22 protein-coding genes are annotated in these 25,878 nt (G+C 32.3%); 16 read left to right on the top strand and 6 right to left on the bottom strand.

Translation table 11 applies throughout. The features are described from left to right. Positions 1-8: 8 nt before the first annotated feature. From glgB to H9L18_RS08490, 9 genes are all read left to right on the top strand, one after another. Positions 9-1,925, top strand: coding sequence for a 1,4-alpha-glucan branching protein GlgB (gene glgB / locus H9L18_RS08530; RefSeq protein ID WP_246433268.1), 1,917 nt, complete (start codon positions 9-11; stop codon positions 1,923-1,925). A gap of 49 nt (positions 1,926-1,974) precedes the next feature. Next, the gene (locus H9L18_RS08525) at positions 1,975-3,117 is read left to right on the top strand and encodes a glucose-1-phosphate adenylyltransferase (RefSeq protein WP_126796557.1); all 1,143 of its coding nucleotides are present in this window, start codon (positions 1,975-1,977) and stop codon (positions 3,115-3,117) included. Beyond that, the gene (gene glgD / locus H9L18_RS08520) at positions 3,107-4,258 is read left to right on the top strand and encodes a glucose-1-phosphate adenylyltransferase subunit GlgD (RefSeq protein WP_126796559.1); all 1,152 of its coding nucleotides are present in this window, start codon (positions 3,107-3,109) and stop codon (positions 4,256-4,258) included. Before H9L18_RS08525 ends, glgD begins: the two co-directional genes overlap by 11 nt. A gap of 4 nt (positions 4,259-4,262) precedes the next feature. Beyond that, positions 4,263-5,693, top strand: a complete 1,431-nt coding sequence (glgA, locus tag H9L18_RS08515; RefSeq protein ID WP_126796561.1) for a glycogen synthase GlgA — start codon at positions 4,263-4,265, stop codon at positions 5,691-5,693. A 39-nt stretch (positions 5,694-5,732) separates the two neighbouring features. Continuing rightward, the gene (locus H9L18_RS08510) at positions 5,733-8,135 is read left to right on the top strand and encodes a glycogen/starch/alpha-glucan phosphorylase (protein WP_126796563.1); all 2,403 of its coding nucleotides are present in this window, start codon (positions 5,733-5,735) and stop codon (positions 8,133-8,135) included. Positions 8,136-8,211: 76 nt separating this feature from the next. Continuing rightward, the gene (locus H9L18_RS08505) at positions 8,212-9,999 is read left to right on the top strand and encodes a glycoside hydrolase family 13 protein (protein WP_187559334.1); all 1,788 of its coding nucleotides are present in this window, start codon (positions 8,212-8,214) and stop codon (positions 9,997-9,999) included. Positions 10,000-10,125: 126 nt separating this feature from the next. Continuing rightward, the gene (locus H9L18_RS08500; RefSeq protein WP_126796567.1) at positions 10,126-10,536 is read left to right on the top strand and encodes a phosphate-starvation-inducible PsiE family protein; all 411 of its coding nucleotides are present in this window, start codon (positions 10,126-10,128) and stop codon (positions 10,534-10,536) included. A gap of 66 nt (positions 10,537-10,602) precedes the next feature. Further along, the gene (locus H9L18_RS08495) at positions 10,603-11,229 is read left to right on the top strand and encodes a YfbR-like 5'-deoxynucleotidase (protein ID WP_126796569.1); all 627 of its coding nucleotides are present in this window, start codon (positions 10,603-10,605) and stop codon (positions 11,227-11,229) included. Positions 11,230-11,418: 189 nt separating this feature from the next. Further along, entirely contained in the window at positions 11,419-11,619 is a 201-nt protein-coding gene (locus H9L18_RS08490) for a cold-shock protein (RefSeq protein ID WP_126796571.1), read from the top strand. A 4-nt stretch (positions 11,620-11,623) separates the two neighbouring features. Here the strand turns inward: H9L18_RS08490 and H9L18_RS08485 are convergent, their stop codons facing one another. The 6 genes from H9L18_RS08485 to H9L18_RS08460 all read right to left on the bottom strand — a co-directional run bounded on the left by H9L18_RS08485 (position 11,624) and on the right by H9L18_RS08460 (position 19,762). Further along, on the bottom strand, positions 11,624-13,351 hold the full coding sequence (locus H9L18_RS08485; RefSeq protein ID WP_187559333.1) for an IS1182 family transposase: 1,728 nt from the start codon (positions 13,349-13,351) through the stop codon (positions 11,624-11,626). A gap of 147 nt (positions 13,352-13,498) precedes the next feature. Continuing rightward, complete coding sequence (locus H9L18_RS08480) at positions 13,499-14,929, bottom strand: APC family permease (RefSeq protein ID WP_126793431.1); 1,431 nt, start codon at positions 14,927-14,929, stop codon at positions 13,499-13,501. A 199-nt stretch (positions 14,930-15,128) separates the two neighbouring features. Further along, positions 15,129-16,358 (bottom strand): glycoside hydrolase family protein, encoded by a 1,230-nt coding sequence (locus H9L18_RS08475; protein ID WP_126793429.1) that lies wholly within the window; start codon positions 16,356-16,358, stop codon positions 15,129-15,131. Further along, a complete protein-coding gene (locus H9L18_RS08470) occupies positions 16,355-18,064 on the bottom strand; it encodes an NFACT RNA binding domain-containing protein (protein WP_126793427.1) in 1,710 nt (569 codons plus the stop codon). Before H9L18_RS08470 ends, H9L18_RS08475 begins: the two co-directional genes overlap by 4 nt. An 85-nt stretch (positions 18,065-18,149) precedes the next feature. Next, positions 18,150-19,190 (bottom strand): cell division site-positioning protein MapZ family protein, encoded by a 1,041-nt coding sequence (locus H9L18_RS08465; RefSeq protein ID WP_187559332.1) that lies wholly within the window; start codon positions 19,188-19,190, stop codon positions 18,150-18,152. Beyond that, positions 19,169-19,762, bottom strand: a complete 594-nt coding sequence (locus tag H9L18_RS08460; RefSeq protein ID WP_187559331.1) for a zinc ribbon domain-containing protein — start codon at positions 19,760-19,762, stop codon at positions 19,169-19,171. Before H9L18_RS08460 ends, H9L18_RS08465 begins: the two co-directional genes overlap by 22 nt. A gap of 183 nt (positions 19,763-19,945) precedes the next feature. On the opposite strand from H9L18_RS08460, the gene H9L18_RS08455 reads away from it, so the two are divergent. The 7 genes from H9L18_RS08455 to H9L18_RS08425 all read left to right on the top strand — a co-directional run bounded on the left by H9L18_RS08455 (position 19,946) and on the right by H9L18_RS08425 (position 25,772). Next, positions 19,946-20,578: a hypothetical protein gene (locus H9L18_RS08455; protein ID WP_126793423.1), complete on the top strand. Its 633-nt coding sequence runs from the start codon at positions 19,946-19,948 to the stop codon at positions 20,576-20,578. 326 nt (positions 20,579-20,904) lie between these two features. Continuing rightward, positions 20,905-21,915: a tryptophan ABC transporter substrate-binding protein gene (trpX, locus tag H9L18_RS08450; protein WP_126793421.1), complete on the top strand. Its 1,011-nt coding sequence runs from the start codon at positions 20,905-20,907 to the stop codon at positions 21,913-21,915. After that, entirely contained in the window at positions 21,912-22,772 is an 861-nt protein-coding gene (locus H9L18_RS08445; RefSeq protein ID WP_126793418.1) for an ABC transporter permease, read from the top strand. The genes trpX and H9L18_RS08445 overlap by 4 nt, the downstream gene beginning before the upstream one ends. Position 22,773: 1 nt before the next feature. Beyond that, the gene (locus H9L18_RS08440; protein ID WP_126793416.1) at positions 22,774-23,523 is read left to right on the top strand and encodes an ABC transporter ATP-binding protein; all 750 of its coding nucleotides are present in this window, start codon (positions 22,774-22,776) and stop codon (positions 23,521-23,523) included. Positions 23,524-23,603: 80 nt separating this feature from the next. Continuing rightward, positions 23,604-24,551 carry a DUF7916 family protein gene (locus H9L18_RS08435; protein ID WP_126793414.1) on the top strand — a complete coding sequence of 316 codons (948 nt, stop codon included), beginning with the start codon at positions 23,604-23,606 and terminating at the stop codon, positions 24,549-24,551. A gap of 96 nt (positions 24,552-24,647) precedes the next feature. Then, positions 24,648-25,244, top strand: a complete 597-nt coding sequence (locus tag H9L18_RS08430) for a VanZ family protein (RefSeq protein ID WP_126793412.1) — start codon at positions 24,648-24,650, stop codon at positions 25,242-25,244. Between the two features lie 12 nt (positions 25,245-25,256). Then, positions 25,257-25,772, top strand: a complete 516-nt coding sequence (locus H9L18_RS08425) for a GNAT family N-acetyltransferase (RefSeq protein ID WP_126793410.1) — start codon at positions 25,257-25,259, stop codon at positions 25,770-25,772. The last annotated feature ends 106 nt before the right edge of the window (positions 25,773-25,878 follow it).

Raw genomic sequence — 25,878 nt, 5'->3', positions numbered from 1 at the left:
TAAACTTTATGAAAAGGCAAGATTCAGAAATTTTTCACGACGAAGCTTTATGTAAAAAGAGTTTTGTAACAGGTGAAAACTTTAAGAGTCAAAACTGTTTAGGGGTTCATCTAATAAACGATGAACAAGGTGAGTTTTATGTATTCCGTGTTTGGGCACCTAACGCTCAAGAAGTCTTTTTAGTTGGTGATTTTAATGATTGGAAAGATACAGAACCAATGACATATGATAAAGAAACTGGTATTTGGGAAATTATAACTGATTTACCAAATGAGATGGATTTATATAAGTTTCATGTGACACAACAAAATGGACGTAAAATAATGAAAATCGACCCGTTTTCTAAAATGTTTGAAAAAAGACCTGGAAATGCTAGTGTTGTCTATATTGAAAAAGAAAAGAAATGGAAAGATGGGCTATTTAAAGGAAGGCACAAAAGAAGCAATCATTTCAAACGCCCGCTTAATATCTATGAAGTTCACGCTAGTTCTTTTAAACAACACACAAATGGAAACCCTTACACTTTCAAAGACCTAACAGAAGAACTCGTTCCTTATTTAGTACAAATGAATTATACCCACGTTGAGTTTATGCCATTAATGGAACATCCACTTGACCAATCATGGGGGTATCAATTGATTGGTTATTTTGCGTTATGTTCGACATATGGAACACCAGAAGAATTCCAAGAATTTGTAGAAGCATGTCATCTCAATAATATTGGTGTTCTAGTTGATTGGGTACCAGGACATTTTTGTGTGAATGATGACGCTCTAGCTTATTATGATGGGACACCACAATTTGAATATGTTGATCCTGAACGCGCTGAAAATCGCCGTTGGGGTTCAATCAATTTTGATTTAGGAAGACCAGAAGTTCAGAGCTTTTTAATTTCAAGCATTTTATATTGGGTTGAAACGTTTCACATTGATGGGATTAGGGTAGATGCGGTATCAAGTATGATTTATCGAAACTATGATGATGGTCCATTTACGCTAAATCATGAAGGTGGATATACTAACCTAGAAGGGTATTATTTCTTACAAAAATTGAATGCTGTCATGAAAAATGAACATCCAGAAGTTCTAATGATAGCTGAGGAAAGCTCATCTGAAACGAAAATAACTGGTAGCATTGAAAACTCACTTGGATTTGATTACAAGTGGAATATGGGATGGATGAATGATATTTTACGGTTCTATGAAATGGATCCTCTTTTTAGAGGTGATAATTTTAATTTGATGACTTTTTCATTCATGTACATGATGGAGGAACGATTTATTTTACCTCTATCCCATGATGAAGTTGTTCATGGTAAGAAGAGTTTAATGCATAAAATGTGGGGAGACCGTTACAAACAGTTTGCTCAACTTCGAAATCTCTACACTTATTTAATCACTCACCCTGGAAAAAAACTTCTGTTTATGGGAAGCGAGTGGGGACAGTTTTTAGAGTGGAAATTTAATGAAGAGTTAGAGTGGGTTGATTTAGAAGATGAGTTAAACCAACAAATGCAGTTCTTTACGTCTGAATTAAATGAGTTTTATCGTCAATCATCTTGTCTTTGGGAATTAGAGGATACAAGAGAGACGATTGAAATAATTGATGCAGATAACAAGAGTGATACCGTCTTATCTTTTATTCGTCAAGGTAAGAAAAAGAAAGATTTTTATATAGTCATTTTAAACATGACACCTGTTGAAAGAAAAAACTTTCAAATAGGAGTTCCTTATGAAGGGACTTATGAAGAAGTTTGGAACACTGAGATGAAAGAATTTGGGGGAACATGGGAGAAACATAATAAATCATGTGAAACAAGTAACAATGAATTTAAACAGTTTGATTACTCAATTGAAACAACGGTACCAGCTTTAGGTGCACTTATATTAAAACCAGCTGACGTTCGGATCAATCGTAAAAAATAGTGAGAATTTGAGAGGAGGATGATGAGGTTTTATTACTCATCAAGTCAATATGAAAACAGAAGTTTTAGCAATGATTTTAGCAGGCGGTAAAGGTTCTAGGTTAGGAAAATTAACTCAAAACATTGCCAAACCTGCCGTTCCTTTTGGCGGAAGATATCGCATTATTGATTTCACATTAAGCAATTGTATTAATTCAAATATTTCAAATGTTGGTGTTGTTACCCAGTACGAACCCTTAATTTTAAATTCTCATCTTGGCAATGGCGATAGTTGGGGATTGGATGGTCTAAATTCTGATTTAACCGTTTTACAACCTTTTTCAGCAAATGATGGTAGTAAATGGTTTGAAGGAACAGCTCATGCTATTTTCCAGAACATGGACTATATTGACCGAATGGACCCTGAATATGTTCTTGTTTTATCTGGAGATCATATTTACACCATGGATTATGAAAAAATGTTAGAAGCGCATAAACAAAATAATGCCTCTTTGACTGTATCTGTTATTGAAGTACCTATAAAAGAAGCATCTCGTTTCGGTATTATGAATACAGATAAAAATAACCGAGTCATTGAATTTGAAGAAAAACCAGAAGAGCCAAAAAATAATTTAGCTTCAATGGGAATTTACATTTTCAATTGGGCATATTTGCGTGAGTTTTTATTAACAACACATCAAAAAGATGGTGAAATGCTTGATTTTGGGAAGCATATTATTCCTTCTTATATCAATAGCGGTGAAAGAGTTTATGCTTATAATTTTAATGGCTATTGGAAAGATGTTGGAACAGTTGAATCGCTTTGGGAAGCTAATATGGAATTTATTAGTCCTGAGAATGAATTAAATATTCGAGATCGTAATTGGCGTATTACAACTAAACACCGTGTTTCTCCACCTCAATTCTTAAGTGACAGTGCATCTGTCAATGAATCACTTATTGCAAGTGGTTGCTACGTTTCTGGTGATGTGACTCACAGTATAATATCAACAGATACTCAAATTGGAGAAGGAGCAAAAATTGAAAATAGTGTGATTATGCCTGGTGCTAGGGTTGGGAAAAATGCATTGATTTCAAGAGCCATCGTTGGTGAAAATGCTGTTGTTGGTGATAACGCCGTAATTGTCGGTGAAGAAGAGGTAGCTGTCGTTGGTAATGCTGAAGTAATAGGAGTGTGTAATGATGAAGACTAATAAAACATGTGCCATTCTTGGCGATATTAATACATACGAAGGCTTATTGCCTTTAACTGCAAGAAGACCTGTTTCGTTACTGCCATTTGATGGTATTTATCGAATGATTGATTTTAATCTATCGAATGTTATAGATGCTGATATTCATTCAATCTATATGATTTTTAATCAAGGAATGACTCAATCAGTTATTGACCATGTTAGTAGCGGGAAAGAGTGGAATTTAAGCAGCTTACCAAATCGTTACTTCATGCATTTCTTCCAAGGATTTGAGGGAGAAAAAACAGTTGACGAACATTATTACGATGCTATCATCGAATACATTCAAAAATCTGATTCTGAATTCACTGTTTTTATTGGTAATAAAATGTTATGTAATTTAGATTTAGGTGAAGTTCGTAATATTCATAATTTACACCGAGATGATTTAACAGTTGTCTATAAAAAAATGCCAACAGAGCAAATCGCTAAAAATGACATTTTACTAGACATCGAAAGTAACGGAAAAGTGAAAGATTTATCAGTTTATGATGGAAACACTACTTCAGAAGAAACAGAAAATCTATTTATGAATATCTTTATTGTTAAATCTGATTGGTTAATTGAAGAGCTTAAAAAAGGCAAAGCAGTTGATGATACCCTTAAAATTGAAGATATTTTTAGAGATGCAATGAAAACTAAAACAACTTGGGCATTTGAATACACTGGTTATTTAAGTAATATCTATGATATCAAATCTTATTATGACGCTAATATGGATATGCTTGATTCAAGTAAGTTCTTATCATTACTGCATTCAAGTAAAAGGATTTACATGAAGAATCTAAACGGTGTACCAACTTACTATTCAAAAGATAGTGAGGTTATCAATAGTCAATTAGCTACTGGTTGTTTAGTCTATGGTAAAGTAAAACAATCTATTTTTTCTAGGGGTGCTGTTGTGAGAGAGAATGCAGTCGTTTCAGACTCTATCATCATGGCGAAAACTGAAATTAAAAAAGATGCACGAGTAGAATATGCCATTATTGATAAAAATGTGATTATTGAAGAAGGCGTTCGAGTAATTGGAACGAAAGATAAACCAATTGTTGTTGAAAAAAATGCTCATATTATGGAAGATTTAATTCAAACGGAGGGATAATTGGATGAAAGTTTTATTTTGTACATCTGAAGCGAGTCCATTCTTCAAAACAGGAGGATTAGGAGACGTTGCTGGTGCGTTACCAAAAGAATTAAAGCGTCAGGGAATCGATGTCCGAGTTGTCTTACCTTATTTCTCAAAAATATCAGAAGAGTTTAAAAATCAATGTGAAGATATCTACCAATTTACAGTAAACGTGGGCTGGCGAAAACAGTATTGCGGTATCAAGTATCTACATCATGATTCGATTGATTATTATTTTATAGATAATGAGTACTATTTTAACCGAGCTAATATTTACGGGGATTATGATGATGGAGAAAAATTCGCTTTCTTCCAACAAGCTATCATTGAAATGATGGAGAAAATTGATTTTATTCCAGATGTGATGCATTTAAACGATCATCATACAGCAATGATTCCCTATTTATTGACTGAAAAATATAATTGGATTGAAGCTTACTCATCTATTAAAACGATTTTAACGATTCATAATTTAGAGTTTCAAGGTCAATACGGACGAGATATTTTACCGGAAGTCTTTGGTATGACACCTGAGCGTTTTGATGATGGAACAATTCGTTTTAATGATGCAGTTAACTTTATGAAAGCTGGTATTTTATATGCTGATAAAGTAACGACAGTTAGTCCTAATTATGCTAATGAAATTCAAACACCAGCCTTTGGTTTTGGGTTAGACCCTATTTTAAGGATGATTTCTTACAAGTTAACAGGTATTTTAAATGGGATTGATTACGATGTCTATAACCCAGAGACAGATCAACGATTGAGTCATCAATACAACGTGGATACCCTAGAACTTAAAAAGTTAAATAAAGCGGAACTTCAAGAACGACTTGGTTTACCAGTTAGAGAAGATGTTCCTCTGATAGGTATGGTTAGTCGGTTAACTTATCAAAAAGGATTTCATATTTTGTTAGCAGAGTTAGATAATTTACTGCAATTTGATGTTCAAGTTGTCCTTCTTGGAACCGGAGACCCGATGTTTGAACATCAGTTTAGTCATTTTGGTTACTTATACCCTGAAAAAACAAGTATGAATATCAGTTTTGATGAAACATTAGCGCAACAGATTTACGCTGGTTCAGACCTGTTCTTAATGCCATCAGCAAGTGAACCTTGTGGGCTGTCACAAATGATGTCAATGAGATACGGTACATTACCAATTGTTCATGAAGTTGGTGGATTAAAGGATAGCGTTATTCCGTTTAATCCAATTACAGGAGAAGGGACTGGATTTGGTTTTAGTAATTTCCAACCTTATTTCTTAATGGAAGTAATCAAAAAAGGAATATTCTTATTTAAAGATGACAAGGTAGCATTTGAGAGTTTAATGAAACAAGCCATGAGAAAAGATTTTAGTTGGGGTCATTCTTGTGAGCAATATATCGCACTTTACAATGACATTATTTAAAAGATTTGTTTGTGTATCGAAAGGTAGAAAATAATTAATATGACATTTACAAAGAAGAATTTTAAAGAAGAATTTGAAGAAAGACTACAAGAAAGGTTTGCTCTTTCAATTGAAGATGCTTCTAATAAAGAACTTTATGAAACATTAGGAAAACTAGTTACCTCACATTATAGTCGTAACTGGAAACACACAAGACAAGATTATTTAGAAGAAAAGCAAAAACAAGTTTACTACTTCTCAATTGAGTTTTTACCTGGGAGAATGCTTAAGAGTAATTTACTAAATCTAGGTATTTACGATACAGTAGAGGAAGGCTTGAAAGATTTAGGTATTAGTTTAGATGATTTAGCTAAAAAAGAACCTGATATGGCATTAGGTAACGGCGGTTTAGGCCGTTTAGCTTCATGCTTTATGGATTCTTTAGCTTCGATTGGAATGCCAGGAAACGGAAACGGTATTCGATATGAATATGGTTTATTCAAACAAAAATTTGTCGATGGCTATCAAGTAGAGCTTCCAGACGAGTGGCTAAACAGCCGCAACATGTGGGAAGTTCGTCGTGAAAGTAAGGCAGTTGATGTTCATTTTGGTGGGAAAGTTTACTTAATCGAAACACCTACTGGCCAGTTAAAACCAATGTATAAAGGTGGTTATTCAATTAAAGCTATTCCTTACGATACAGGAATGACAGGGTTTGAAAATGATACTGTTAATACAATGCGCCTTTGGAGTGCTGAGGTCACTGAAGAGGAAAAAGCAAATTTCCAACATTTTGAAAACAGACAAGAATTACAAAACTTAACATCGGTTTTATATCCAGATGATTCTAATGAGCATGGGAGACGTTTTAGATTATCTCAAGAATACTTCTTTGTTTCGGCAGGGATGCAAAGTATCTTTAATTATTATAAAACCCTAGATTTACCGATGACTGAGATGAATAAAGCAATAGCGATTCATATTAACGATACTCATCCAGCAATGTGTGTGGCTGAATTGATGCGTCTGTTTGTTGATGAAGAAGGAATGGCTTGGGAAAAAGCATGGGATGTTACGACGAAAGTTATGAGTTACACCAATCATACAATCATGTCAGAGGCCTTAGAAAAATGGCAAACATCTCTTATTAAAGAAGTTTGTCCACGTATTTTCCAAATCATCGAAGAAATAGATCGTCGTTATGTTGAAGAGTGGCAAGGTGTGTTTGATGATGAGTTAATTAAGAGAACTCGTATTATTCGCCATGACCAAGTTCATATGGCTCATTTAGCTATTATTGGTTCTCATTCAGTTAATGGTGTAGCAAAACTTCACTCAGATTTACTTAAATCAGTAGTCTTAAAAGATTTTTATGCTATTTATCCAGAACGTTTTAATAATAAAACAAATGGAATTGCTCAAAGACGCTGGTCGCAGTTAAGTAATCCTTTATTATCAAAAACTTTAGATAAATACATTGGTAAAACTTGGCGAAAGGATACTGGCGATTTACGCTTATTACTTAATCATGAGAATAATGATAAATTGTTAAATGATCTTGCTAATGCTAAATATGAGAATAAAAAAAGATTGGCAGCTTATATCAAAGAGCATAATCAAGTAGAGGTTTCCCCAGATGCTATATTTGACATCCAAATTAAACGTCTACATGCTTACAAACGTCAATTAATGAATCTGATGCATATTATTAAATTATATTTAGATTTAAAAGAAAACCCTGATCTGGATATAACACCTAGAGTGTTCATTTTTGGTGCAAAAGCAGCGCCAAGTTATCATTTTGCTAAATCTGTCATTAAGCTAATTAATGAAACGGCAAACTTAGTTAATAATGATGACAGTATTCAAGGTAAGCTAAAAGTAGTCTTTTTAGAAAACTACAATGTCAGCTTAGCTGAAATCATTATTCCCGCTGCTGATGTGAGTGAACAAATTTCTCTTGCTTCAAAAGAAGCATCAGGTACTTCTAACATGAAATTTATGTTGAATGGTGCAATTACTTTAGCAACTCTTGATGGAGCTAATATTGAAATTAAAGATGCTGTTGGAGATGACAATATAGCTATTTTTGGTTTAACAGAAGCAGAAGTTTATCGTTATTATAATGAGCAAAATTATAACGCCTCTGATATTTATCAAAACAACCCAATTATTCACCGAGTTGTTAATGCGTTTGTTGATGGCACTATTCCAAATTGTAGTATGGAAGGCCAACAGATATTCGATTCATTAATTAAATATAACGATGAGTTCTTTGTTTTAAGAGATTTCATTTCTTATTGTGAAGCGCAAGAATGGATTGACGAAAGTTATAAAGATAAGAAAAAATGGGGTAAAATGAGTTTAACTAATATTGCTCATGCAGGTCATTTCTCTTCAGATGATACCGTTAGAAAATATTCTGAAGATATTTGGAGAATTGCCCCCATTCGCAAACATTAAAGAGGTGAAATAGTTATTGGATATTCAATATAATTCGTGGTTAGAAAAATTTAAACAGCCCTTTGGAGCAGTTGAAATGAATTCAACCGTAAATTTTAATATTAAAGTTGATTCAGAGGAATACATTAAGTCTGTAGCGTTAATTGTGAAAAAACAAGGGGAAAAAGTTGAAATTGAAGAATGCTCCATGAAGCCATATGAAACCAATAAATATAAATACCACTACCAAGTATCAAAAGGTAGTGGTTTGTATTTGTATTGTTTTAAAATTACGGCAATTAATCATGAAGGACAAGAGTTTTGTTTGTATTACGGAAAAAGTAAAGACAGTGGTGAAGGATATCAATATGTCAATGAAGCTAGCATTAGGTGGTATCAATTAACTTGCTATGAAGAAAATGACCAAGCACCTGATTGGTATCAACAAGGCATTTTTTATCAAATATTTCCAGATCGATTTTTTAATGGGAATGAAAATAAAACAATCAACTCACCTAAACCGAATACGTTTATTTATGGAACTGAAAATGATTTACCTATGTATATCAAAGATGAATCAGGTGATATAAAGAGATGGGATTTCTATGGTGGTAATTTAAAAGGGATTAAGAATAAGATTCCTTATTTCAATCAATTAGGAGTAACAGGTCTTTACTTAAACCCTATTTTTGAAGCTAACAGTAATCATCGTTACGACACAAATGACTATTTTAATATTGATCCAGTTCTTGGAACGAATGAAGAATTCAAAGAATTAGTTGATGCACTTCATGAAAACGGTATTCGTATTATTTTAGATGGTGTTTTTTCTCATGTCGGTCGAAATAGTCAGTATTTCAATTATTCAGGGCTTTTTGGTGATCATGAAGGAGCTTATCGCAATCCGCACTCTAAATATCGAGATTGGTTCACTTTTTTACATTACCCTGATGAGTACGAGTCTTGGTGGGGAATAGCAGATTTACCAGAAATAAATAAGCATAATAAGAGCTATCAAGATTTTATATATGGTAAATCAGGCAGTGTTTTAAGCTTCTGGCAAAGATATAACATTGATGGTTGGCGTTTAGATGTAGCCGATGAATTGCCTAATTTCTTTTTGGAAGGCATTAGAAAAAATATTAATCAAACAGACGGGAAAGTGTTAATTGGTGAAGTCTGGGAAGATGCTTCTAACAAAGTTGCGTATGGAGAGAGTAAAGAGTATGCCTCTCATCCAGTTCTACATGGGGTGATGAATTATCCGTTGCGAGAACAGATCTTGGATTTAGTTAACGAAAGAAAAACAATCCAACATGTCGCTAGAGAGATGTTAGAGATGAAAGAGAATTATCCGGATTATTTCTATTATAATCTTTTTAACAATATCGGAACTCATGATACAAAGAGAATATTAAGCGAGTGTGATGGTTCGTTTCAAAAAGTAGCATTAGCATTTGCTTTACTTTTCATGACTCCTGGAGTGCCCTGTATTTATTACGGGGATGAAGTTGGGTTATACGGTGAGAAAGATCCAGATAATCGCCGATTTTACCCTTGGGAAACTCCTAACAAAGAATTAATGAAAGTTTGTCAAAATTGGGCAACTATTAGAAGAAGTCATGATTCGTTACTAACAGGTGAGTGTCACTTTTTATATCATACCAAAGATAATCTTTTTGCTATTTATCGTTTTACCCAAGGAGAAGAAAGTATTTGCTTCTTTAATTTTAGTAACTTTGAAAAAGATTTAAGTATTGATAATTGGTTGTGCGATGAGTTAGATCCAGTAGTTGTAACAGAGATTATTAAACGATTTGATGTCCCTCGTTTAACTATTTCAAAGCGCCACCATTTGTTTTTAGTAAAACAACTTTTAAAATAAATACCAAAGCTAGATGGATAAACCTCTTAAGTGAGATTTGTCTATCTAGCCTTTTTTATTGACTAGAAAAAAAGAGAAAGATATGATAATTCTAACAAATAAAAAAAGATTAAAGGGAGGTCATTTATGGTAGAAAAGTATAAAAATTGGTTGAATCGTATTATAAAATTATTTTTATTCGCTCTAGCTACATTGATTATTGTTTATATGGCACGGGATTTAGTTGAGATTTTTAATGTGATCATTATGCCAAATAGTGAAAGGTCATTAGGAATTATTTCAGATTATATCTTAGCGTTTTTTATGTTATTTGAGTTTATAGTCATGATAGTGAAATATATTGAAGACACACATAATATTCCAATTAAATATTTGGTAATTATTAGTATAACAGCTATTTTACGACAGTTATTAGTTATTCATAATGATGCTGTGCAAACGATTATTTTGACTTTGGCAATATTGATTCTAACAATTGTATTGTATGTTATTGAATTAATAAAAAAGAAAGAAATCGAACGTAAGAAAAACAAATAATTTTTTCTTTTTCCTTGCAACTTTTATCAAAAATGATATTATAGTTAAAAGTTTAGGGGTGATAACATGGGTTTAAATGAATTTATATTAGGTTTAAATAACTTAGAAAAAATTTCTAGAGCACCAGGTTTCTTTAAGTATACGGAACACACTGTAGCAGCTCACTCTTATCGTGTTGCATCTATTGCACAAGTTTTAGGAGATATTGAAGAGTTGAAAGGTGTAGAGATTAATTGGAAATCTCTATATGAAAAAGCCTTAAATCATGATTATACAGAGCGATTTATTGGAGACATTAAAACTCCAGTGAAGTATGCAAACACTGAACTACGTGGCATGCTAAGTATTGTTGAAGAAAAAATGACAGAAGAGTTTATCTTACAAGAAATCCCAACAGAATTTCAAGAAATCTATCGTCGACGTTTATTTGAAGGAAAAGATGAGACAGTAGAAGGTGAGATTTTGGCCATAGCTGATAAAATTGATTTACTTTATGAGTCATTTGAAGAGATTGTTAAAAGTAATCCAGAAGAAGTTTATATGGATATGTTTATTGAATCAGTTCAAACTATTCAGAGCTTTTCTCATCGACCGTCTGTTATTTATTTTTTTGATGAGATCTTTCCAGAGCTTTTAAATAAAGATTTTTATGGAAAAGAATCTTTTATAAAAAAAATCAATCAAATTCGCTAAAAATCATTTATTTTGTTTAAATATATAGGATAAAAGGATTGTAGTCTCTATATTGTTATGTTAGAATAATTAGTGTAGTAATTTGATTCGTATTAGGAAAATATTTATTTATATATATAATTCTCCTATTAAGCGTCACATTTATTGCAATAATACGCGTACAAAGATGCGCAATAGGAGGAAAAGCACATGGCTAACGGTACAGTAAAATGGTTTAACGCAGAAAAAGGATTTGGATTTATCACTCAAGAAGACGGAACTGACGTATTCGCTCACTTCTCAGCTATCCAAGGTGAAGGATTCAAAACTTTAGAAGAAGGTCAAGCAGTTACTTTCGACGTAGAAGAAGGACAACGTGGACTTCAAGCAACAAACATTGAAAAAAACTAATTAGTTAACTTTTTCGAACACTAGAGATTGCCTCTAGTGTTTTTTTACGTTTTAAAAAATAAATAAGAAGAGCCTGACCCAAAAGTCTCTTAAAACAAAACAAGAATTCTAAAATGAGGTTTATCATTTTGGAATTCTTGTTTTTTCTTATTTTTCTGTCTATATCCTTCCTAAATTTACTTAATTTTCTCAAATTTAGAGCCATAAAGGCAAATCCTAACTCCTGTGTTACTTTATCTTGACCTCTAACCGAGAATCGATTGAACGACAAATTAGCCTTTAGGTTTCCAAAGGCTGGTTCTACGTCAATTTTTCTTCGACGGTAAATCGCTCCTGTTACATCATCGCTCAAAAGCTCTCTTGCGTGAGCTTTAAAATATTCCCAGTTACCATTTTTTTTAATGACTCTACTTTTATTACTTTTTGCTCGGGTACACAAAGATCTGACAGGGCAATCTATACATGTTTCACATTCATACATTTTTAACTGTTTTGTAAATCCCTGTTTATCATTGCGAGTAGAGTAATTTCTAAAATGCAGTTCTCTATTGTTAGGACAAGTATAGCTATCTGTTAATTCATTGTATTTCCAATTATTAGTAATGAATGGGTTTTGTTTATATTTTTTGGTCTGTTCTTTTTGATACATAGTGTAGGTGATTAATGGTGTTCTCTCAAAATCATCCAAGATGGCTTGATAGTTTTCTTCACTTCCATAACCGGCGTCAGCTACAATATAATTAGGTAACTCAAAATAAGATTCTTTGATAGTGGTCAAAAAGGGAATCATCGTTTTAAAATCTGTTGGATTTGAAAAAGTATCATAAGCTAGAACATATTGATTGTTGGTTGCGATTTGGATATTGTATGCCGGTTTCAGTTGACCATTCATCATATGATCTTCCTTCATTCTCATAAAAGTAGCGTCCATATCTATTTTTGAAAAACTATTTCTCTCTTTAAAAATCTGATATTGTTGCTTATATTTTTTCTTCCTATCACTGAATTCTCGAAAAGCCTTTAAGGCTTTTTTAGGTTCCTTTCTTTGACGACGGAGTTCTTTTCTAAGTGTAACGTCTTCTGTATCATCTATTTGTTCAGTCAACTCAGATACTTTAGTTTCAATAGAATCGGCAATGAGATTCAACTGTTTATCATCCCATTCCTCATCTTCATTATGAATCGACGGAATGATTTTTTCTTTGACTAATTGTTTATAATATATTTTTGATTTTTCTGTTAGAGAATCGTCAAATCTGGTCGTACTCTTTCTCCAAACAAAACTATATTTATTGGCATTAGCTTCTAATTTGGTCCCATCAATAAAAATAGCATCTTCTTCAATCAATTTCTGCGAAACTAATTGATTTCTAAATTGAATAAAACACTCTTGAAGAATCGGCTGAACCAAAGGATTCACTCGAAAACGATTAATGGTTCTGAAGTTAGGAAATTGTGATTGAGTCAACCATCTAGTACGAATACTATCTTTAGTCATCGCTTCAATTTTTCTACCAGAAAAATTTGACTGTGTGTAGCCACATAAAATAAGTTTCAACATCATTCTTGGGTCGTAAGATGAGGTTCCCATTTGATGATCAAAAACAGAAAAAACGTGACTTGGAATACTCTCTACTAATTCATTAATCGCGAAAGCGATGTCGTTTTTTTCTAAATAAATTTCTAAATCTAGTGATAATGTAACTTGTTTCATGTTATAATTTTTATACATAAATAGCACTCCCTTTTGATTTGGTTTAGACGCTTTAATTATAAAGGATAGTGCTATTTTTTTCGTCAAAAAAAGGAACAAAATCGTAAAAAGATTCTGTTCCTTTTATTTTATTTAAGAGACTTTTGGGTCAGCCTCTTCTTATTTTTACTTATTTTGTGCTTTTCTTGCAAGAATAGGGAAGATAACGCCTAAACCAATTAAGACAATAGGTGTTAAAATATTCATGATTAATTGGAAGATGAATGCTTTTGGATTATCAGCATAAGGAATTTTAGGTACAGCACCTAAAATACAAGCAAAAGCTGTAAACAAGAAGCACCAAAGTCCAACAACATAACCAACCTTAGGATTCTTAATAAATTTATAATCTGAATCAAAATCTTTATGCATTTTATTTATCATCATATAAGCAAAGAATACCCATAAATAACGAAGTGGCATAACGATTGAGTTAAGGTTTAATAGCCACTTGTAGTTTTCATTCATATTCTCAATACCAAGCCCTGGAACAATAATTAAAATACTTACTAATACACCAGTTAAGATATAGCCTTTAACAGGTGTTCCTTTGCTGTTTGTTTTTGAGAAGCTTTCTGGAATAAACTCTTTATCAGAATCAGCTAATAAAATTTTAAGAGGTGCATCGATTGAAAAAGCAAGGGCTGAAATTTGTGCTAACATTTGAGCGATTGCGTAGACAATAACAAAGAAGTTACCAACTTTATAGTAAGCTCCTAGTTTTCCAAATGCTTCATAAGCACCATTGGCCATTAAATCATTTGGAACATTATTGCTATCAAAGAGCATACCCATTGAAAATGAGCCTAGAATCGCGCAAACCGCAATCATGATAGCTAAGACTAGCATTCCCTTAGGAAACTCCTTAGAAGCGTTTTTAGTGTCATTTACGTAAGGTGAGATCTTTTCAGCTCCACCAACAGCAAATACCAACATTGAAATGGTTGTAAAATAAGCAAAATCAAATTTTGGCAAATATGATTTAATATTTCCCATGTCTGGAGTTGCAAAAGTTGCTCCAGTAATCGCAGGGGCTGAAACAGCTAATACAATAAATAATAATGACATGATAAACATGGCAGTCCCAGCTAATCCACCAATCGTCTTTAAGGTTGTTAAACCTTTAGAAGAAATCCATAGGAAGAATAAGAAAATAACAAGACCAATTAAAGCAATAACAGTTGCATTTCCTGTGTTAATGAAATCACCATTTTGTTTTAAAATCCAATTGATGGAAATGATAATTCCTTGTGGTTTTTGCGCTAGGTAGGGAATATGTACTACCCAATAAGTCCATGCTGCAAAATAACCGATACGTTTAGTTGTTGTATTTTTTACCCAACTACTTACACCGCCAGTACTATCTTTAAAAACAGAACCTAATTGTCCAACGATTAATACGTATGGAACAAAGTAGAGAGCCATTATTAATATCCATGATACGATAACGGATAAACCTTGTGTTGCATAGTTGTTAACAACGTTTCCAAGCCCCCATACTGAAACAAAGGCAATGATGGCAACATTATACCATCGTAGTTGTTTAGAACTACTCATAAATAAATCACTCCTTATTTTTTAATACCTGACTAATAATAAAGATTAATTCACCAGAAAACAATCTAAAACTTATCAAATACTCATAAAATGATAATCAAGTTAGAATTAAATAAATATTCGGTAATAATGAATAGTTTGAATAAAGAATAAAAAAATACTCAACTAATCTTATTTTGTCGATTAGTTGAGTATTCATTTATTTTGATGAATCTGTTTTTTCTTTTTTGTCTTTTAACAAGTCAGATGTATCTGAATAGTTCAAACCTTTTAAATTATGGATGTCTTTTCCATATGAAAGGCCAATACCACGAGTTTCATCAAAACCAATACCACTATAAAATACATAGTATTTACCATTTTCTTTTAACAAAGCACTCTTATACAAGCCTTTACCATCAAATTGATGTTTGTCTTTTGAAGGGAAGATAATTGGTTCTAAATCATCCCAAGTTTTACCATCTTTTGATTTAGAGTAGTAAAGGTTCATAACGTGACGTAGAGATAGGTTATTTGTTCCATCATCTTCATAGCCAGAAACCACTGTTTCAAAGCCTAAATCAGTTTTTTGGACATCTAGATGCCAATGTTTCATGTTATCAGCATTCGAATATTTCATTTTAGTTTCAGTTGGAGCACTCCATTTGAAACCATCTTTACTTGTTCTATGCCAAATTCTATAACCATTTGCAACATACCAAACTTGATAGCCATTTTCATCTTTGTAGAAGGCAGGAGATAACCAGTCTCCTTTATCACGTTTTGCTTTATAAGCAACTTCTTTATCAGTCCAAGTAACTCCATCTTTAGTAGTCATACGATAAACAATTACGTCACCTTTAATATCATCAACGTAGCGCCAAAACATCTCAAGACGATTTTCTTCTTTGTTGTAAATGATATTGGTATCAGAGTCATATTGTAAGGGGACTTCTCCATTAAATTTCTCTGATTTTGGCTCATCTAATGGATTTTGCTCGTCTGGAATCCATTCAAGTAAATCATTTGATTTAAAAATATGTGGATTTTCGTATACAGCTTTTCCTTGAGGATAGGCAGTGATTGCCATCCAGTATTTATAACCATTCCATTTTTCTGGGAAACTAATGACAGACGGGTGAGTATTTTCAATTGTGTCATAAGCAGTTGGTAAAACAAGTCTTTCGCGTGCATTTGCATGACTAACAACTTTTTTCCCACTTACATACTCAACATTTTCATTTTTTATAATTCCTTTTTTCTCCATCACATAATTAATGGTTTGAGGAAGGAAAAGACCTGTTCCTGAAAGGGTAACGACAATCATGAATACGTTAAGTTTCCAATTTTTCAAATCTTTCTTGAAAATGTAACGGTAAATGAAATAACTAATTCCAAAAACCATTAAACTGATACCGACAAAAATAATTAGTGCTTCTCTAAATCTCATAGCTGACCTCCGTTTAATAATCCTTTTTCAACAAAACTTTTACGAGGAGTAACATAAAGTGTTCTCTGATTTTCGTAAATAACATAACCTGGTTTAGCTCCATTTGGTTTTTTGATATGTTTAATTAAAACATAATCAACTGGAACTTGGGCTGATAAACGATACTTGGAGTAGTAAGCTGCTAAATTTGCTGCTTCAAGTAGGGTTGTTTCATCTGGTTCCTTATCTTTAATAACAACGTGAGAACCAGGAATATCTTTTGCGTGCAACCAAGTATCGGTTTTGTTGGCGGTTTTAAGAGTTAATTGATCGTTTTGAAGATTGTTTTTTCCAACTAAGATTTTAACTCCAGTAGATGAATAAAACGTTTCTGGTTCACTTTTCTTAGGTTTCATTTTCTTCTTCTTTTGTTTGTCCTTAACATAACCCTCAGAAATCAATTCTTCACGTATTAAATCAATGTCTTTAGGTGAGGCAAGTTCTAGTTGAGATTCAATCGATTCAAGATAAATCAACTCATAATTTGCTTTTTCAAGCTGTTCCTTCACAATTTTAACACTATTTTTCAATTTTTGGTATCTTTGAAAATATTTTTGTGCATTTTGATTAGGGGTTAGAGCTTCATTTAGAGAAATGTCTAATAATTCATTATTATCATAATAATTTTCTAAACTTACCTTTGTTTTTCCGCGTGGTACTTGGTGAAGAAAAGTCGTTAGAAGTTCACCTTTAATCCTAAAAATTTCTGCATTATCAGCATCAATTAATGATTGTTCAAATTTTTTCATCTTTTTCTTAATTTTAACCTGATCATTTTTTACTTTTCTAAATAACTCACCAGCTTGTTGTTTAACACGATCTCTTTCAGCTTTACCTTCGTAAAATCCATCAAGAACCTTACTTAAAGTATCAAAGTGTGTTACATCATCTCCAAGTGTGTCAAAGGGAATAGGTGTAAAATATTCTTTGTCTTCAAAGTTGTAAAAGCAAGGTGAAAGATTCTCGGTTAACGCTTTAAAGAAAGACTCCCAACAATTAAATTTATTATTAACATCTTGATTAATTCTAAATGCTAATTCTTTAGCAGTGTCTTTTCCAAACCCTTGAAAGTGTTGTTGAATAAATGGTGCATCGATAGTTTCAGCCGTATTTAATAATTCAAAAAGCTGAGTAGAGTCAACGTTAAAAGGATCTATTTTTTCTTGAGAAGGAGGGAAGACGTATTCTACTCCAGGAAGAATTGATCGATAAGAATTGACACTTGGTCCAATATGTTTGATCGAGTCAATAATCTTATTAGTACTTTGATTATATAAAATAATATTACTATGACGTCCCATTAACTCAATTGTCAAAATGATATTTTCTAAATCACCTAATTCATTTCGACTGCTGAAAGAAAATTGTAAAATCCGGTCATTTTTAACTTGTTCAATTTTTTGTAAGATGCTTCCTTCTAAAAATTTGCGCATAACCATACAAAAATTAGGAGGAGTTTGTGGATTAGTATAATTTATTTCTGTAATTTGAACCCTAGAATAAGAAGGGTGAGCAGAAAGAAGTAGTGTATGGTTCTTTCCTTTATTTCTAATAATTAACATAATCTCGTTTTCATAGGGTTGATGTATCTTTGAAATTCGACCTCCAGAAATGGTTTCGTTTAATTCTTTGGTCATTAGTTGAGTAAAAATGCCATCAAATGACATAATAAAACCTCCTTAAAAATAAGAATATAAAATAAAAAGATGAGGCAAACAAATAATTGTCGCCTCATCTAGTAGTGTAAACATGTTAGTTTGGCCCATTTCCTTTAAACCAACCAGTTTTTGCATTGATTGTTACCACATAAAGAGGGAACTCTTCTGGTTTACTTTTTGGGAAGATTTTTGAATTGGTAGTGGCATATAAATCATAATAGCCTTCACCGTTTTCAACATATTTCGGTACAAGAGAATAACCACCATCAACAACGTAACCACGATTTATGACTTCAGATATTACTTTTTCTTGCACACCAGGGTTCCATCCCCAAGCAGCATCCCCATAATCAATGTAGTCATCTTTACGATTTCCCCATTTTTGAGAAGAATCAGTATTTTTATAGTTACCGTTATTATTATTCTGAGTTGTTTGGTTATTTTGTTGTTGCTGCTGTTGAGCTAAGCGAGCTTGTTCTTCTTCGGCTGCTTGTGCTTGCTCTTTTTCAGCTTTATCCAGATATGATTTTACTTTATCTAGTTTTTCTTGTAGTTTCTTTTTAGCTTCTGGGTCTTTAACCGCTTTAATTGCTTTTTCAGCAGATGAAACTTGATCACGAGTTGCTGATTTTACAACGTCATCACCTTTGATAACTGTTTCAAGAGCTTCATTAGCTTCAGTTAATAATTTTTTTTGACTTTCAGCTTCAGCAAAAGCTTTGTTATAAAGGATATCAAAACCATCTTTTTCAGTTGCAATTTTATTAATACTGATATGATCTTCATTTTTTACAAACGTTTTTGTATCAAGTTTGTCTCCCTCGATAATAGGGGACTTGAATAAGTCATTTATTGCAGTTTGTTTATTGTATTTTTCTTCAACTTGGTCGAACTCTTTTTTCATCTCATTGTAATCATCTTTACCTTTTAGTTTATCTAAAGATTTTTTAGCTTTATCGATATCTTTACTAGAAATATCTTTTTTTAAGAATACATGTTCAGAAGTGCTGTAAAGTGAGTTTAAATCTAACTCAGCAGTTGAGACAAGTTCTGTTGTTGCTTTTTCTTCAGCTTTTTTCTGTTGAGCAGAGTAAAATACAATACCTCCGCCAATTAAAACGACAGCTGCTGACATACCAACAATTGCTCGAGCTTTTTTCTTTTTGTTATTACCATTTTCAGTCGAACGATTTGATTCAGTAGATGCCTCAATTTCTGGGCTACTGGTTCAGGTAAAGTTTCTGCTTCTAACTCTTCATTTTTATTATCAAGTTCTTCAGCGATTTCTTTATCCAAATTATCTTGAGGTACTTCTGTTGGTATTATTTCTTCTTTTTCTTCAACAGATTCCGAAATTTCAGAAGTTGATTTTACTTCCTCATTGTTGGTTGTTTCGGTGGTTTCTTTTAAGATTTCTGATTCTTTAGATGGTTCACTAACTTTTTCTGAATTAGAATTTTGAGTAACAGTTTCTTCTACTGGTTTATTCCGATGTTTGAAAGTTGGTTCTTCAAAATCATCTTCTACTTTCTTTTCTATGTCTTTTTCATTGAATGCCTTAAATTTTTTAGTTGCGTGTGGGTCAAATGTATTCTCTGATATATTTTGTTCATTGACAGGAACGAACAAATCACAGTTAGGGCAGTATTCTTCGCCTTTTTTAAACTCATGACCACAATTAGGACATTTTTTATTTTCTTTAGTCACAATTAATTCTCTCCTAATCATTTAGAATAGCTGTACAATTAAATTATTATAAACCATTTTGACCAAAAAATATAGGATAAACTCAATTTCTCTTTTAAGGAATCACTAATTTAACTGTCTTAGTATTCTCAATTAAAACAATATGAGTTATAATAGTGCTATTAATGTTAAGGTGGTTTTTCAATGAAAGGACATAAGGAAGGTTTTAGTGAGGCACTAGAACTAATCTTAAAGGGATTAAAAAAGAAAAAAACAATTGCGATCTTAGCTATAATTGTTATAGGCTATTTGTTTTCAAGTCTTCTTATTTCAATGAATAGAGATAAAATAAGAGAGCAACAAATAGATTCAGTTGCTAAAACTACTTTTAAGAATAAACAATTTAAGAGTGTTAAGGATAGTGAGCTGGATAAGCTTCTAAAAAGTAACGATCAAAAAATTGTTGCTATTATTGATGCAAAAGATAACAAAGGCTATAAAGAGCTAAAGAAAATGTTTAATCAAAATAAACAAATGGAAGAATTACCAAATACGGTATACGTTTATCAACCTATTTATGAGAATTCTAAAACAGTAAAAAATTTGAATCTAAAAAATAAAAATAATTTTTTACTCATTGAAAATGGAAAAGAGAAAAATAGATATAGTTTTGATGAATTAACTAATGGAGAACATGAATTAGCTGAACAAGTTGATTTGATGATTGATCCCAAAATTCCTCAGAAAAAACCGGTTCGTGTAGAGAAAAAAGATGAATTGTCTTTTGATCAAAATCCAAATAACGGCACTCGTACATCAGAAGTTGAATTTGAATAAAAAAGAATTGACTTTTTATATCACAACAGGTAGGATTATTTTAACAAATTAAGAGAGAAGGTATTGTCATGAGTCTATATAAACTAATTTCAGTTGAAAAATTTAATATTTCTTCATGGCAAGCTTGGCGTAGATAGTTGTATTTAGGCTAACATTTTGGCGTGGATACAACATTTTAGATTAAATCTAAAACGATGTATCTATGTCTGGTAATAAGTAAGAGACCGCATAGATTTTATGCGGTTTTTGTTTTATCTTTTTTAGATGAGCAATAACCAATTTACTGGTTATTGCTCTTTTTTTATATTATTTGAGGAGGAGTTAACATGAAAAATAAGAAATTAATAGGCTTTTTAGCTGTACTTGTTGTATTTATTATCGTGAGTTTTATTAAGGACAATCACGTACAAAAGAAGAGGATTACTGAAAATGAGATACCTACAATTGGTGTTTTACAATTTGTCTCACATCCGGCTTTAGATGACATTTATAAAGGTCTAGTGGATGAGCTAGAAAAACAAGGTTTTAAAGACGGTAAAACAGCAAAAATTGTTTTTCAAAATGGACAGGCAGATCAATCTAAATTAACAAGTATGAGTCAACATTTATTAAATGAAAAATCAGATGTATTGGTTGGTATTGCAACTCCAGCTGCACAAGCCTTAGCAAATCAAACGACAGAGGTTCCTATCGTGTTAGGAGCAATCAGTGACCCAAAAAGTGCTGGACTTGTTAGAGATAATCAAAAGCCAGGTGGTAACATTACTGGTGTAAGTGATCAGTCTCCAGTAAAAGCACAACTTGATTTGGTAAAAGAGATTTTACCAGGAAAGAAAAAAATGGGCATTCTTTATTCCTCAGCAGAAGATAATTCAGCTTACCAAGTTGAAAAAATAACAAAAGAAGCTAAAAAAATTCAATTTGAGGTTAAATCTTATGCTGTTCCTTCAACAAATGAAATAGCTCAAATGATGCAAGTCATGGCAAAAGAAGTGGACTTTGTCTATCTACCAACTGATAACACAATGGCTAATGCGATGCAAACTATTGTAGACATTGCTAATACAAATAAATTACCAATCATTCCTTCAGTTGATTCCATGGTGGAACAAGGTGGTTTAGCGACTGTGGGAATCAATCAATATGACTTAGGAACTCAGACTGGGAAAATGGTTGCTTCTATTCTAAAAAAAGAATCAGAACCTAAAGATACACCAATTTATATATTTGAAACAGGAGATACAATAATTAATCAAAAACAAGCAGACTTTTTAGGAATAAATATTCCAAAGTCAATTTTAGAAAAAGCAACTATCAAAGGAGTGAGTAAAAAATGATTATTTCAACTATTGGACAAGGTTTTTTATGGGCCATTTTAGGGTTAGGAATCTTCTTAACTTTTCGTGTATTGAATTTTCCTGATTTGACGACAGAAGGAAGTTTTCCTTTAGGAGGAGCAGTTTGTGTAACAGCTATAACAAATGGTGTGTCGCCCATTCTAGCCACTCTTATAGGTGTTTTAGCAGGTATGCTTGCAGGATTAGCAACGGGGCTACTATTTACAAAGGGAAAAATACCAATTATCCTGTCAGGCATTTTAGTTATGAGTGGTTTGAATTCAGTCATGTTGTTTGTTATGAAATCGCCTAACCTATCACTGTTAAATCAATCAAAAATATTTGATCTATTAAACTTTTTAAATTTACCACCTGATTACGACAAAATTATTGTTGGATTAATTATTTTAATCTTAGTCGTTGGAGGTATCATTATTTTTTTAAATACTGACTTAGGTCAAGCATATATAGCAACAGGTGACAATGAAAAAATGGCTAAATCCCTAGGTATTCAAACAGATCGTATGAAAATTTTAGGCTTAATGATATCTAATGGCATTATTGCTTTGTCTGGTGCTTTGATTGCTCAGAGTGAGGGCTATGCAGATATAAATAAAGGGATTGGTGTAATTGTTATAGGATTAGCTTCAATTATTTTAGGTGAGTTACTTTTTGGAGAATTAACACTATTTGAAAGGTTAATCGCAATTGTATTAGGTAGTGTCATTTACCAGTTACTCATTTTAGTTGTGATTCAACTAAAACTAGATACAACTTACTTGAAAATCTACTCATCTGTTATCTTAGCCGTTTGTTTAATTGCACCACAATTCAAGTTAAAAAAAGGAGGTAGGTAAAATGAGTGAAAAAGTATTGAGTATTCGAGATGGTTTAAAGGAAACTGAAGCAGGTATGACGATTATGAATCATCTTAATCTAGAAGTAGATTCAGGGGATTTTATTACGATACTAGGAGGTAATGGTGCCGGAAAATCAACTCTTTTTAATAGTATTAGCGGGAACCTCACGTTGACTTCAGGGGAAGTTAGTTTAAATGGAACAACTGTAACTCATTTGAAAGAGGAAGAACGTGCCAAGTTTATTGGTCGGGTGTTTCAAGATCCAAAACAAGGAACAGCTCCTAGAATGACTGTTGCTGAGAATCTTTTATTAGCTAGTAAAAGAAATAAGAAAAGAAAGTTTGCTATAAGAAGATTAAAAGAAAATAAAGAAAAATATACAGAACTTTGTAAAACAATTGGCAACGGGCTAGAAAAACATTTAGATACACCAGCTGGACATTTATCAGGGGGCCAAAGACAAGTGCTTAGCTTACTTATGGCAACTCTTGAAAAGCCAGATTTATTACTTTTAGATGAGCATACAGCAGCTCTAGACCCTAAAACAGCCCATCAATTAATGGAGTTAACGAATGATTTAATACAAGAGAATCAGCTGACTTGTTTAATGATTACTCACAGAATGGAGGACGCGTTGAAATATGGCAATCGACTAATCGTCTTAGAAAATGGTCAGATAAAAAAAGATATTCCGGAAAATGAAAAATATAAATTAACAATGGAGGATCTTTTGTCTTTTTTCAGTTAGCTTATTCGGAATTAACTAGCGATTTTAGTAGAATTCTTATATAATTAAAGCTAACTAGTAAATGAAGGAGTCCTGATATTATGGTAAAAAGATTATTAAGTGCTACCTCAAGTGAGATAAAAAAAATGACCCCAATGGATTTAAAACAAGCAATCAAATCATCTGAAGGACGTATTATCTGTTCTGAAAATGTTGCTCTTTCTCAATCAGTTGCTGGAGAGATAACAAATGCTGAATTAGCGAGCGCTTATGGAGCGGATTTGATTTTACTAAATGGTTTTGATGTATTTAATCCAATTGTTATGGGACTTCCTGGAAGTGCTAATTTACAAGAGATGATTGATTTAATGAATGATCCTAGAGGTCTAAAGAAAAATCCCGTTGATCAATTGAAACATCTAACTGGTAGACCTATAGGAGTAAATTTAGAGCCTGTTGATCCAATGTCGAATTTAAATCAACAACAAACTAAAATTTCTGAAGGCAGACAATGTACAAAAGAAACGTTACAGGAGGCACAAAAATTAGGATTTGACTTCATTTGCCTAACAGGAAATCCTGGCACAGGTGTAACTAATAAAAAAATTGCAGAAGCTATTCAACTTGCTAAAGAACATTTTTTCGGTTTAATTATTGCTGGAAAAATGCATGGAGCTGGTGTTGATGAAGAAGTCGTTAACATGGAAGCTATTCAGTCATTTGTCCAGGCAGGAGCAGATATCGTGTTATTACCAGCTGTCGGAACTGTCCCGGGTGTTACAGACGAAGATGTAAGAGATGCTGTTAAGTATATTCGCTCAAGAGGAGCTTTATCAATGTCTGCTATTGGTACAAGTCAGGAAAGTGCTGATCAAGAGACTATTAAGCAAATTGCGATTCGAAATAAGATATGCGGTGTTGATATTCAACATATTGGAGATGCTGGTTACAGCGGCTTAGCACCGGTTGAGAATATTTATGCCATGTCAATTGCTATACGAGGGTTGAGACACACGATGAATCGAATGGGTTCATCCATCAATAGATAAACTATATAAATTTTATGTAAACCAAAAGATGATACCAGAGACCTATGAAATACATTTCCTTCTTAGATATAATAATATGTCTAAGGAGGTTTTTTTATGCTTAGTTTGGCGTTAGCCCTTATATTAATATCAATTTACAACTATAAGCAGCAAAAACTATTTGAAAGAGTTTTAAATTATAAAGAAATAAAACATTACGTGATAGGGTATGGGTATCTATTATATCTTCTGATTATGTTAAAAGAAGTTATAGGATTCCCTCGAATTACTTATTGGATACGCGCGTTAAACGTTCAAGGGGATATTTTTGATCCTAATATCAGTCTAGTACCATTTGGAAATGGTGTACTTTATTCGGATTATCTCAATATCATTATGTTTATCCCCTTAGGTATTATCTTACCTTTAATGTGGAAAAAATTTCACCATTTTAAATATACTGTTAAGTATGCTTTTTTCTTGTCCTTATTTATTGAGGTGAGCCAATTGTTTACACGTTTTAGAGCAACTGATGTTAATGATTTAATTATGAATACTTTAGGAGCAATAATAGGCTGGCTTATTTATTTTATTTTTTCAAGATTGTTACTAAAATTTATTCAACCGATACCTCTGTTTACATCTAGTCGATTTTTATCGCAGGAACCTAAAATATATGTATTGATTGCTGCTGTGTGTACTTTTTTAAGTTAGGATAGAGTTTAAATGAAAATTAGTTTAGTTAAGATTAATCAAGTAGAAAAAGAAGAAATTAAAAGCTTCAGACTAGAATTTTTAAAAAATAAAGAAGTTATTCATGGGTCTAATGGTTTAACTACAGAAAAAGATATTGAGAAATGGAAACGTCACATTAATCAACTTGAAATCAATCCAGGTATTAATGAAGTCAAAACGTTGCAGTATATGGTTTTGGATGGAAGTAATAATTTAGTTGGCGTTATTGATTTACGTTTTCAGTTAAACTCTTATCTTCAGCAAGAGGGCGGACATATCGGCTACTCTGTTAGAAAAAGTGAGAGAGGTAAAGGATATGCTAAAATGGCTTTGAAAGAAGTACTGACTATTGCCAAAAAGGAGATTCATTTGTCAAAAGTTTTATTAACTTGTAAGAGCCAAAATGAAGCTTCAAAGAGAGTAATCTTATTAAATGGTGGTCATTTTGATAAGAAAATAGAGGTAAATAAAAATCAAGTAGAACATTATTATATTTCACTTGTATAAATTATAAAAATCTTTCTAAAAGTTGATTTAGAGAGGTTTTTTATTTTACAAACTTTCTTATTAACCATAAATATAAAAATAAAAGGTTAGTATTATAACTACTAAA

Origin of the sequence: Vagococcus carniphilus (assembly GCF_014397115.1) — a bacterium.
Taxonomy (GTDB): Bacteria; Bacillota; Bacilli; order Lactobacillales; family Vagococcaceae; genus Vagococcus; species Vagococcus carniphilus.
This window is presented reverse-complemented; position numbering and strand designations above follow the sequence as displayed.

What these genes read in the sequence shown, in the direction of transcription:
- glgB (WP_246433268.1), top strand. Translation starts at nt 9, where the DNA reads ATGAAAAGGCAAGATTCAGAAATTTTTCACGACGAAGCTTTATGTAAA.
- H9L18_RS08525 (WP_126796557.1), top strand. Translation starts at nt 1,975, where the DNA reads ATGAAAACAGAAGTTTTAGCAATGATTTTAGCAGGCGGTAAAGGTTCT.
- glgD (WP_126796559.1), top strand. Translation starts at nt 3,107, where the DNA reads ATGAAGACTAATAAAACATGTGCCATTCTTGGCGATATTAATACATAC.
- glgA (WP_126796561.1), top strand. Translation starts at nt 4,263, where the DNA reads ATGAAAGTTTTATTTTGTACATCTGAAGCGAGTCCATTCTTCAAAACA.
- H9L18_RS08510 (WP_126796563.1), top strand. Translation starts at nt 5,733, where the DNA reads ATGACATTTACAAAGAAGAATTTTAAAGAAGAATTTGAAGAAAGACTA.
- H9L18_RS08505 (WP_187559334.1), top strand. Translation starts at nt 8,212, where the DNA reads ATGAATTCAACCGTAAATTTTAATATTAAAGTTGATTCAGAGGAATAC.
- H9L18_RS08500 (WP_126796567.1), top strand. Translation starts at nt 10,126, where the DNA reads ATGGTAGAAAAGTATAAAAATTGGTTGAATCGTATTATAAAATTATTT.
- H9L18_RS08495 (WP_126796569.1), top strand. Translation starts at nt 10,603, where the DNA reads ATGGGTTTAAATGAATTTATATTAGGTTTAAATAACTTAGAAAAAATT.
- H9L18_RS08490 (WP_126796571.1), top strand. Translation starts at nt 11,419, where the DNA reads ATGGCTAACGGTACAGTAAAATGGTTTAACGCAGAAAAAGGATTTGGA.
- H9L18_RS08485 (WP_187559333.1), bottom strand. Translation starts at nt 13,351, where the DNA reads ATGTATAAAAATTATAACATGAAACAAGTTACATTATCACTAGATTTA.
- H9L18_RS08480 (WP_126793431.1), bottom strand. Translation starts at nt 14,929, where the DNA reads ATGAGTAGTTCTAAACAACTACGATGGTATAATGTTGCCATCATTGCC.
- H9L18_RS08475 (WP_126793429.1), bottom strand. Translation starts at nt 16,358, where the DNA reads ATGAGATTTAGAGAAGCACTAATTATTTTTGTCGGTATCAGTTTAATG.
- H9L18_RS08470 (WP_126793427.1), bottom strand. Translation starts at nt 18,064, where the DNA reads ATGTCATTTGATGGCATTTTTACTCAACTAATGACCAAAGAATTAAAC.
- H9L18_RS08465 (WP_187559332.1), bottom strand. Translation starts at nt 19,190, where the DNA reads ATGTCAGCAGCTGTCGTTTTAATTGGCGGAGGTATTGTATTTTACTCT.
- H9L18_RS08455 (WP_126793423.1), top strand. Translation starts at nt 19,946, where the DNA reads ATGAAAGGACATAAGGAAGGTTTTAGTGAGGCACTAGAACTAATCTTA.
- trpX (WP_126793421.1), top strand. Translation starts at nt 20,905, where the DNA reads ATGAAAAATAAGAAATTAATAGGCTTTTTAGCTGTACTTGTTGTATTT.
- H9L18_RS08445 (WP_126793418.1), top strand. Translation starts at nt 21,912, where the DNA reads ATGATTATTTCAACTATTGGACAAGGTTTTTTATGGGCCATTTTAGGG.
- H9L18_RS08440 (WP_126793416.1), top strand. Translation starts at nt 22,774, where the DNA reads ATGAGTGAAAAAGTATTGAGTATTCGAGATGGTTTAAAGGAAACTGAA.
- H9L18_RS08435 (WP_126793414.1), top strand. Translation starts at nt 23,604, where the DNA reads ATGGTAAAAAGATTATTAAGTGCTACCTCAAGTGAGATAAAAAAAATG.
- H9L18_RS08430 (WP_126793412.1), top strand. Translation starts at nt 24,648, where the DNA reads ATGCTTAGTTTGGCGTTAGCCCTTATATTAATATCAATTTACAACTAT.
- H9L18_RS08425 (WP_126793410.1), top strand. Translation starts at nt 25,257, where the DNA reads ATGAAAATTAGTTTAGTTAAGATTAATCAAGTAGAAAAAGAAGAAATT.